Raw genomic sequence first — 10,326 nt, forward strand, 5'->3', positions numbered from 1 at the left:
AGAGATTAAAATATCATATCCTCTTCGACTACTCCCCACGGAGTGATACGCATCTTGGCCGAAATGGTGCCGTCTTCGCCGAACAGGAGCAGCACGTCCAAACGGCCGCCTTCGGGAATTTCGAACGGATCGCCATTGTCGTCCACATAAACGGTCTTGTTGACCGAGCCGTCTTTGCTGGTGATCGACACGCCGAGATTTTCACCGGCAAAGGAGTTCTGCTTACCGCCAAACTGATCTTGGTCGATAACGCCCGTCGTCAACCATTCCTGCGCCGTGTCGTAAGTGCCTTCAGGATTGTAGGCGACGCTGTCGCCATCCAGCGAACCGGCGTTGTCATACACGCTCAAGGTGCGGTTGATATAAAAATCGAAATCCGACGCGCTTCTCAACCCGTAAGCCTTCAAGGCGTTGTTCAGGCCGGAGGTCTTGATCGTGTAAGTCCCGGTTTTGAGGCGGATCACCACCTGGCCGTCTCCACCGACGATGCCGCTGCCGAGCGAAGTCACTTCTTTCGTCCCGAAATAGAGGCTGTCGGGAGATTGTGCGAACCCGTCTTCCGAACTTTTCAGCTGCACCTTCAGGTCTTCCAGCTGCTTCGGGTCGGTAACCGACTGGTTGCCTCCTTTGAGGTTCCCCCAGGCCACGATGTTCAGTTTCGTATGGTCCGGATAGTTATCCAGCCTGATGGCTTCTTTCGACAGGATGAAATCTTTATCCAGATTACGTGTCTCAAGCAATTTCTTGTTTTCATCGAAGATATATAGGGTGGCATCTTCCACCAATCCCAGACTGGTGATATCCGTGATATCCGTGCGGTTCAGCCCTTCGACCTTCAACGTCAGTTTGCTACATTCAGCCAGATCATCTTTGATGCAACCGGTGAGCATGACTGCAAGCGCACCTGCCGCCAGCAAAAGAGACTGTTTCATACATGTTATATGTTTCATAATGCTATATTTATATCTTATTATTACCCTATTCCACATCAATCGACATCTTCTTTGATGTCAATCACATTCCAGTCTGCCACCTTAACCTGTGCTGCTACATGCGCGAAAGCGGCAGGAGTGAACGGATCATTCGAACCGGAACCCAATATCTGCACGGTCACGTTATATTTGGTGTTGCGCTGGATATGGACATAGTGTTCGCCGCTACCGTCGATCGTTCCGCCCTGATTCTTATCATTGATGATAACCGTGTAGTAGCGGTTGTTTTCGGTAACCAGTTCGCTATCACCGATCTTATAGATATAAGTACCTCTCAGGACCAACAAGGTGTAATTATGTTTTCCTGTTTCACCTGTTTCATCTATTTCACCATTTTGGTTCGGGTAGACATAGAAGGGAGGAATATTAATGTTCTCCCAATCAAGATTTACATTCGTTCCTGTCCCAGCTTGTATTGTTATAGCTGACTCCAGAGCCCGTAACATTGAATCATCGCCTGTAGCCACTCCTGTCTTATAGGTACCGGTATGGAGAGCATATTTTTCAGGAGCTAAATAATATGTAAGATCAATTTTTCCATCTTTCAACGGTGCCTGTTCGATGGTTTTAACATCACCAAACGTTCCGATCCCGGCCGTACTCTTCACATTGGCAACAAAAACAGAATCCAATGTAAAACTTACATTTTTATAATTCGAATTTCCTTTATCCGGTGTCTCCGGCAACAAAACGCCCTTCAGATTGATGGCGGCAACCGTACGGGTCAGAACAACGGGGTTGTTACCATAGATTTCTGTTCCTGTGCCATAGCCTTCCACTGTTAATGCACCTGTTTCTCCAAATCCCACGAAGTTTATCCCCGGAACAAGCTTAAGCGGCAATACGGCACTACTCATCGTAAGTCCCTTGTCGTCCGTTTCGGAAGAGAGAGGCGTTGCAAGTTCAAGCACGCCTTCTACACTCAAACGTTTATTCGGGTCGGTACTGTTGACCGAATTTGTCAACTCTTCCAATACACCGGCATCCAAGTTTGCGATCAGCAACAAATGAATGTCCCCGGATTTCACTTCTCCCTCAATTACAGTTTCATTTGCAGGATTCGTATAGTTCTGCGTGAAAATGGCAGCAATACGACCTTCAAGAATATTGCTTTCAGCAGGATATGCCCCATGATTAAAGATCACCGCCGTCAACGTCTTCACTTCAAAATCCCAAGTGGGCTTTCCCTCAACGGCAGCATCGCCTTCTATAAATCCGCCTTTCGTCTTTACCCTATTATCCGTCTGGACAGCCAGTGACAACGTTGCATCCGGCACGACAGGCGTTATCGTCAGATTCACCGGGTCGTCATTGTCCGAGCATGAAAAGAATGCACAGGCCATTAATGTTATCAAAAAGCAACTTTTCAGTTTCATAGATATAAATATTATTTTGTTTTTTTACCTTATAGAATAATCACAATACAAAGATAGGCTACAAATAAAACGGAAAAGATAGGTAGTTCTCTCGTTGTTTATAGACGAATCTATCAAACTGCCCATGTGATAGTTTTAGCTCTTATCCTGCGATATACACCAACAAAGTTTTATTTTCCAAGATTCTCTATCACTCTATCACTCCGAGGCCTTAGCCGCCTCATACTCAATCGCTAAGCGAGTGACAGCAACCGCATTTCATCTATCACACCTCTATCACAACTGTCACACCCGGTGAAAAGCGCACGAACCGACAGCCTTTAACAGCCAATAGACCGTTGAAAATCATACAAATAAGCGACAAATATCGCTAAACATGGGGATGTCGGCCATCCCTACATCCCCATGTTCAGCCTCAAACATCCGGGTGTACGTTTCGCCAACATCCGGGTGTTCCACATCTATTGTGCTTACTCTTGCCATTTCCGACAGTATGGTTGATAAAAAAAGCATCTGTTTTTATTGTAAAAGTATGTAAAAACACTGTTAATCGTCACTCAACAGAGAGCTCGCTTGTATAAATGCAAAAAAGTGCTCCCGGGGAGGGAAGCACTCTTTTGTTATTTAAGAGGTTATTATTGAACAGGAGCAACCTGAGTAACATCATCCCAGTCCTCAACCACAGTCTTGACTTTCAGAGTAGGTCTCTCACCACCTACACCACCACCAATACCGGCAACAGCTAAAGAAATCTTATAGTTCTTATTAGGAAGAATACCAGCACCAGCGACTTGCCCAGTAATCGTACCTTCTTTACCAATCTCTATGTTATAAAAACTATTATATGTATTATTAATAGTCTGACCGTCACGTACAGCACCTTCCACTTTCATTGTTCCGTTAAGCGTAAAAGCGGTAGGATTGGTATTCGAATATGTCTCACCGCTTTTTGTTGCCTCATTAGGCAATACATAGAATACAATAGAACTCGGTTTTGTTACGGTCACCTCTGTTTCTGTTGTATTTATAGTATATATAGCCCAAGATTCAGTTTCATCAGCTACTTTATAACTACTTTGAGTTTCATCATTCGTCAAAGATTTCCATGTCCAATCAGTTAAACCACCAACAAAATCATCTCCTACAGCATAAGATCTTGCAGAACTTTCACCGCGTTTCGCAAAAGTAACCGTAGAACTTTTGGGAGCTCTGTTTACAGATGCTGAGATAAAATCAAATTTAAATGTACCGGCAGTAAATGCATTTTCACTTCCCTGTTGATTCATATCCAAAGTCAGTTTAACCAACTCTACACGAGCCAAGTCACGAACCAAAGTCAACGTTGTATTATTTTCTCCTGTTTCAATTGTTACATCTGTAGAAAGACCGTGCATCGGTAAGTTTGTTCCCCCAATATTGTTAGTAACATTAATTACTTCACTCACTGGCACGCTTTCCATTTCTTTACCAAAATTAGCATAACCTACACAATAAAGCTTCTGACCTACTTCCAGGTTGTCAAAAGTGTAAGTATATTCCGACGCAATTCCCGAAGTAAGATGGACACGATTAATAACCTTGTCTGTTCCCTGCTCAAGCAAAAAGATATTAATATCATTCACGGCAGTTTCAGAACCAGCCTCAATATTAATTGCCTTTGTAGACTTCACACCAAGATCAATCGTCAAAGAAGCATCTCCCTTAGCATCCGGTCCATTGTCAATCACTTCATCCTTCGAACAAGAAGCGAACGCACATGCGATCATAGTCGCATACATTAAATTTCTTAGTTTCATATTCTTCTAAATTAAAAAGTTAATAAATTCGTTTTTATAATGATTATTATTTTTTCTTACCCTATAGCTTACTGAGTTGTTCGGAACGACTGTTGTGCTTTTGTTGTTCATCTTCCCATCGGCTAATTCTTTATTATACGATTACGAATCATACAATCCTCATTTTATCCATCTCATCGTCTCGGGCTTTTGTCTTTCGACATTGCAAAGATGGTGGAAAAAGAAAAGAGGTGTTAGGGGCGTGACTATCAAAAATAATCGGTAAAACTCTAAGTCGTCATTTTGATTTATTTGCACCCTTTTTTGAGATTTTTTCAGTTTCATGGCACTTGTATTCTTATTATAAAATAGAACAGGGTAAGAATGCAGTGTGACTAATTGTCCAAAATGACGGGATGTCCAGCGGTTAAACTGGAATCCCGTATTGTGAAGGCGTAACTCCGTATTGCTCGGTAAAGCGTTTGCGGAATGTGGCTGTATCGTTGAATCCTACCATTTCAGCGACTTCCTGGACGGAGTATTGCTGGCTGGCAAGCAGTTCGGCGGCTTTTTTCAGTCGTATGTTGCGCGTCAGTTCGAGGATGCTCAGATCGGAGTACTGCTTAATCTTGCGGTACAGGGTCGGCAGGCTCATATTCAATGAGTCTGCGAGTACTTTTGCTTCAAAAGTAGAGTCATCGAGGTGTTTCTCTATGTTTTTGACGACGGCGTCCATGAACGGGTTGGTCGGCAGCGTGCTGTCTTCATCTTTCGAAGTGGCGGAAGAAGCAGAGAAGTAGCGTTTCATATCGTCGCGTTTCTTCATCAGGCTGTTGATCTTGCTTCGCAGGATTTCCACGTCGAAGGGTTTCGTGATGTAATCGTCCGCGCCGGCTTCGATACCGGTGATCACGTCTTCGCTCTCGACTTTGGCCGTCAACATCACGACAGGCGTCTGCGCCATCTTGGGCTCCCGCTTGATTTCGCGGCAGGTCTCGTAGCCGTCTTTCACCGGCATCATGACGTCGCAAAGGATCAGGTCCGGCTCCTCTTTCAAGGCGACGTCGATCCCGTCCTGCCCGTTGCGGGCTTCCAGTATCTGGTATTCCTTGTTAAAGACGTGCTTCAGGAACCAGCGGATCTGGTCGCTGTCGTCGATCACCAGGAGCTTCTTGCCGGTTTCCTTCTTTTGCGGGATCACCTGGATCAGTTCGGCAATCTCTTCTTTCTGACGGGCGTTGAGCTTGACCAGGTCCGATTCGGGTTCTACGAATTCGACACGGCGGTCCAACAGATGTTGTTTGCCGAGCGGGATCATGATCGTGTAGGAGGTGCCGTTCTTATCCGATTCGCTCCGGTATTTACCGCCTATCGCGTCGGCCATGTCTACGATCTGCTTCAGGCCGCGGCGTGCGCTTTCGTCCTCGTCCAGGCCCTCGTCTGTCACGACTACCGCGCTGTAGGCTTTGCCGTCTTCACTCACGACGGATATGTCGAGCGTCACTTTCCCATAGGCAAACGTATTTTTGAAGGCATTCGACAGCAGCATACGCAAAGCGAACTCCATCTTGCGGCGGTCCAACCAGACCCAAAGGGCGGGCGTCTGCGTGTTGATGCGGAAATCGACGTTGTTCATGGCCACCCAATCGACGAAGATATCGCAGATCTGGCGGGCAATCTCGACCATGTCGTAACGGGCTATGCGCAGGTAGTTGGCGACATCGTTCGAACGGCGCGTACCGATCAGCTGGTCCGCCAGGTCCTGCATGGCAAGCGTATTACGGTAGGCCGAAAGCAACTGGGTAGACATGTCTTTCCCCGGATCGTCGTTCTGCACCACCAGGGCAAGGGAACCCAACACCAAGGATAGCGGGGTGCGCATTTCGTGGATCGTCTCGATAAAGAAGTTGTCGTGGATGCTCTCGGCGTCTTTCAGGCGGTTTTCCGCTTCGGCAAGTTTGTCGGCGGCCTCGCGCTGGATCGTATCGTTTTCCTTGATCTTGGTGACGATGAGTTGTTCCAACTCTTTCTTATTATTATTCAGAGTGGAGATCGTCAATTCCAGCTCGTTATTCTTCCGGACCAATTCACCATTGGCGTGCGCCAGATCGTCATTCTGCTTCCGTAAGGCCCGGTATTTTTCTTCATGTTGCTCGATTTGCCCTTCCAGCGACTTATTCCGGGTATTAAGTTCTGCGTTCCGGGCATTCAGGTTTTCGTTTCGGGCATTCATTTCCTTGTTCTGACCTTCAAGCGCGACGTTTTCCTTTATGATCCGATCCGAACGGTCGCTCATGCCGGAATGCAGTTTCCTCACGTAAAAAAACAGGGGGACAAAGAAAAGCAGTAGGGCAACCACTACAATCAATGTCTCACTCTCGAATAGTTTTCCATTTTCATTGGCAGCTAAGATTAATGAAGTACTGAGAAAAAGGCCAGTCAATACTCCACTCACCCTCCTGAACAGAGATTTTTTCTTCATATTTATATGCATTTATTAAACATCCGTCTGTAATTAGAAGTTTTACACCACAAAGATGGCAAAAATATTTCTCTTACGATACATTTAACATTAATTATTTTTCAAAAATATCATGATAATCATTGTATTTTGCATCGGCAGGACTGTCACAAAGGGATAAGATCATCTAAATTTCAAACGATAGAGGCAAGTAAATATAGAAGGCTCCGGCCTTGTCCGGATTGATACGAATACCCATATATTGATACATTTAACATATTTTACGCGCGTATTATTGTAGAACAGAAAAACTCATTTTACTTTTGTGCAAGAATAATGGACAGAGATTCAAACGAATGCTTCTTGATTTCAAAAAGTAGGATAGTATCATATGTATAGGGACTTTTCAGACGAAGCTTCTCTAAAAGAGTTGTCCATAAAGGAAAATATTTCATTTGATTCATTTTACCCTCAATTTTTTATATGCATAGGCGTACATCCGGATTGTTCCGCGTGTGCGCCATTTTTTTTCTTTCCGGTTTCTACGCGTACATATATATAATGTAAAGAAGCAATCTGATGATAAGGCTTCAGAAAGCCGGCCGGCATCAAGCAATCAGCCGCTACAACGGAAGGACTGATCGTTTTGCCCCCAGACAGTCCGAGAACTCTTGTTATGCTTTCTTTTAGGCACGGATTTCACGGATTACACGGATTTCACGGATTTTTCTTTATCCTTTCCGTGTAATCCGTGAAATCCGTGCCTAAAATCATAACATAAGCTATGACCAAGTTTTCGGACAGCCTCCCCCGTGATACTCTTACACACTCGTTTGATATTTTCACCCACCAAGCGACAAAGACAGAAAGCAAAGTCGAGCAATGAGAGGATCAGCCATGCTTGTGATATTTTCACCAGCCACAGAACAAGAGGCGATTCTTTCAAAAAGCAGATGATATTTAATAGTTTTACGATGCAAAATGAGACTCACAACCCCATTTGTGATATTTTCTCCGACTATTTTGAGCTGTTTAACATATTTTACACACAAAACTATTGTGGCTTCCAAAAAGCCGTGATATATTTGCAATATCAAAAAGGGACAGAGGTTTCGATGAGGGTCTTAACCTGAAGAAGTTCCTTCGAGAGTATAGGGTATTAATTAGCATATAAAAAAATTAGGGTCATGAAAAAGGGTAAAATTTCCACAAATTGTTTGTTTTCTTTCTGGACTTTGTCCGTTGTCCTGTCTTTCGCAAGCTGTTCAGCCGATAGCGATTCCACTGCAATCATCGATGAAAGAGTTCCTCTGGAAACGGAAGTTCCTTTTTCCGTAATCCTGAAAGCTTATTCTGAAAACTCGGATATCACAGCCAAAGGAGACGTAAAAAGCACTACGCTCTATGTTTTCGATGAGAACAATGACTTCTACAAACAAATCACGGTAGACAAAGACTATCTGTTGCAGGTGAAACCGGTCGAAATAAGCTGTCCGGGATCCGACAAGATCACAGTTGTCGCATGGGCCGGCCTTTCAATCGAAAACGAAGAAATCAGCAACATGAACCGGGCCAACATCATCTCAGACCTGCAGGTCAGCCTGAAACAAAACAATGGCGTCGCCAACAATCTGCCGGGAGACCTGTTCTACGGACAAATCGTTCTACACCGTTCTTCCACAAAAGCGACTGCACAGGAATTAAAGATCGAACGCAAAGTTTCTTCCATGTCGATCTTGACAAAAGGAGTTTTAAAGGTATTTGATTCTAAAGAAGGCAATTATTATTATAAAATCAAGAGAACCAAAAGTTCTTTCAACTGCAACGGTGAATTGACAGGCCAAGATATCGAATATGTCATTCCGGCTACTTTAAGCGAGAGCGGAAACTTGACTACAGGCACTTTCTCTATTTTACCGGCCGAAAATATGACGATAGAGCTTTATAGAGACGACGTTTTGGTGCTTTCTTCCGAAAATGTCAAAAACTCAGAGAACGTGGCTGCAAACGAAGGAGAACAAACGAATATCGTTTTTGACCTTTCACGCAACAATATCAATATTAACGTTTCAGACTGGGGCACTGTTGTTCAGTACGTTACAGTCGGATAATTCGACCCTCAATTTTTTATATGCAATAGGCGCACATTCGGATGGTTCCGAGTGTGCGCCGCTTTTTTATAAATAGGCGATTCTCCGTGATAGGAATACCAACATATTTGATACTATCACAACTTATAAAATATGCTAAGATTAACTGCACGAATACACTTTCGCACCAATGATATAAATACATATCATAATGATACAAACACAAACCATCACAATCCGCTTGACACTTTTAGCACTCTACATAACACATTTACCCCTCATAGCAATCCCATCAAACAACAAAAACCCACATAATATACAAAAACCATACGGTTTATACGAAAGAAAGGAAACTTCATTAAGGTCGAGATACTATCAAATACACAAGCAATAACGAGACTTATACAACCCTGTATGATAGTTTTAGCAACATATCTGATATATTTTCCCGCTATTTTGATTCGTTTAACATATTTTACACACAAAACTATTGCGGCTTCCAAAAAGCCGTGATATATTTGCAATATCAAAAAGGGACAGAGGTTTCGATGAGGGTCTTAACCTGAAGAAGTTCCTTCGAGAGTATAGGGTATTAATTAGCATATAAAAAAATTAGGGTCATGAAAAAGGGTAAAATTTCCACAAATTGTTTGTTTTCTTTCTGGACTTTGTCCGTTGTCCTGTCTTTCGCAAGCTGTTCAGCCGATAGCGATTCCACTGCAATCATCGATGAAAGAGTTCCTCTGGAAACGGAAGTTCCTTTTTCCGTAATCCTGAAAGCTTATTCTGAAAACTCGGATATCACAGCCAAAGGAGACGTAAAAAGCACTACGCTCTATGTTTTCGATGAGAACAATGACTTCTACAAACAAATCACGGTAGACAAAGACTATCTGTTGCAGGTGAAACCGGTCGAAATAAGCTGTCCGGGATCCGACAAGATCACAGTTGTCGCATGGGCCGGCCTTTCAATCGAAAACGAAGAAATCAGCAACATGAACCGGGCCAACATCATCTCAGACCTGCAGGTCAGCCTGAAACAAAACAATGGCGTCGCCAACAATCTGCCGGGAGACCTGTTCTACGGACAAATCGTTCTACACCGTTCTTCCACAAAAGCGACTGCACAGGAATTAAAGATCGAACGCAAAGTTTCTTCCATGTCGATCTTGACAAAAGGAGTTTTAAAGGTATTTGATTCTAAAGAAGGCAATTATTATTATAAAATCAAGAGAACCAAAAGTTCTTTCAACTGCAACGGTGAATTGACAGGCCAAGATATCGAATATGTCATTCCGGCTACTTTAAGCGAGAGCGGAAACTTGACTACAGGCACTTTCTCTATTTTACCGGCCGAAAATATGACGATAGAGCTTTATAGAGACGACGTTTTGGTGCTTTCTTCCGAAAATGTCAAAAACTCAGAGAACGTGGCTGCAAACGAAGGAGAACAAACGAATATCGTTTTTGACCTTTCACGCAACAATATCAATATTAACGTTTCAGACTGGGGCACTGTTGTTCAGTACGTTACAGTCGGATAATTCGACCCTCAATTTTTTATATGCAATAGGCGCACATTCGGATGGTTCCGAGTGTGCGCCGCTTTTTTATAAATAGGCGATTCTCCGT

6 protein-coding genes are annotated in these 10,326 nt (G+C 43.6%); 2 read left to right on the top strand and 4 right to left on the bottom strand.

The genetic code is table 11. The features are described from left to right. Positions 1-5 precede the first annotated feature (5 nt). The 4 genes from RDN79_RS12010 to RDN79_RS12025 form a co-directional block, all read right to left on the bottom strand. On the bottom strand, positions 6-950 hold the full coding sequence (locus tag RDN79_RS12010; RefSeq protein WP_298549934.1) for a FimB/Mfa2 family fimbrial subunit: 945 nt from the start codon (positions 948-950) through the stop codon (positions 6-8). Between the two features lie 38 nt (positions 951-988). Continuing rightward, positions 989-2,368 carry a hypothetical protein gene (locus tag RDN79_RS12015; protein WP_298549933.1) on the bottom strand — a complete coding sequence of 460 codons (1,380 nt, stop codon included), beginning with the start codon at positions 2,366-2,368 and terminating at the stop codon, positions 989-991. A 635-nt stretch (positions 2,369-3,003) separates the two neighbouring features. Continuing rightward, a complete protein-coding gene (locus RDN79_RS12020) occupies positions 3,004-4,164 on the bottom strand; it encodes a hypothetical protein (protein ID WP_298549932.1) in 1,161 nt (386 codons plus the stop codon). Between the two features lie 406 nt (positions 4,165-4,570). Then, positions 4,571-6,625, bottom strand: coding sequence for a response regulator (locus tag RDN79_RS12025; RefSeq protein WP_298549931.1), 2,055 nt, complete (start codon positions 6,623-6,625; stop codon positions 4,571-4,573). Positions 6,626-7,791: 1,166 nt separating this feature from the next. On the opposite strand from RDN79_RS12025, the gene RDN79_RS12030 reads away from it, so the two are divergent. Further along, the gene (locus RDN79_RS12030) at positions 7,792-8,715 is read left to right on the top strand and encodes a FimB/Mfa2 family fimbrial subunit (RefSeq protein WP_308573231.1); all 924 of its coding nucleotides are present in this window, start codon (positions 7,792-7,794) and stop codon (positions 8,713-8,715) included. A gap of 599 nt (positions 8,716-9,314) precedes the next feature. Then, positions 9,315-10,238 carry a FimB/Mfa2 family fimbrial subunit gene (locus RDN79_RS12035; RefSeq protein WP_308573231.1) on the top strand — a complete coding sequence of 308 codons (924 nt, stop codon included), beginning with the start codon at positions 9,315-9,317 and terminating at the stop codon, positions 10,236-10,238. The last annotated feature ends 88 nt before the right edge of the window (positions 10,239-10,326 follow it).

Source organism: uncultured Parabacteroides sp. (assembly GCF_902493135.1).
GTDB lineage: Bacteria > Bacteroidota > Bacteroidia > Bacteroidales > Tannerellaceae > Parabacteroides.

What these genes read in the sequence shown, in the direction of transcription:
- RDN79_RS12025 (WP_298549931.1), bottom strand. Translation starts at nt 6,625, where the DNA reads ATGAAGAAAAAATCTCTGTTCAGGAGGGTGAGTGGAGTATTGACTGGC.
- RDN79_RS12020 (WP_298549932.1), bottom strand. Translation starts at nt 4,164, where the DNA reads ATGAAACTAAGAAATTTAATGTATGCGACTATGATCGCATGTGCGTTC.
- RDN79_RS12030 (WP_308573231.1), top strand. Translation starts at nt 7,792, where the DNA reads ATGAAAAAGGGTAAAATTTCCACAAATTGTTTGTTTTCTTTCTGGACT.
- RDN79_RS12015 (WP_298549933.1), bottom strand. Translation starts at nt 2,368, where the DNA reads ATGAAACTGAAAAGTTGCTTTTTGATAACATTAATGGCCTGTGCATTC.
- RDN79_RS12010 (WP_298549934.1), bottom strand. Translation starts at nt 950, where the DNA reads ATGAAACATATAACATGTATGAAACAGTCTCTTTTGCTGGCGGCAGGT.
- RDN79_RS12035 (WP_308573231.1), top strand. Translation starts at nt 9,315, where the DNA reads ATGAAAAAGGGTAAAATTTCCACAAATTGTTTGTTTTCTTTCTGGACT.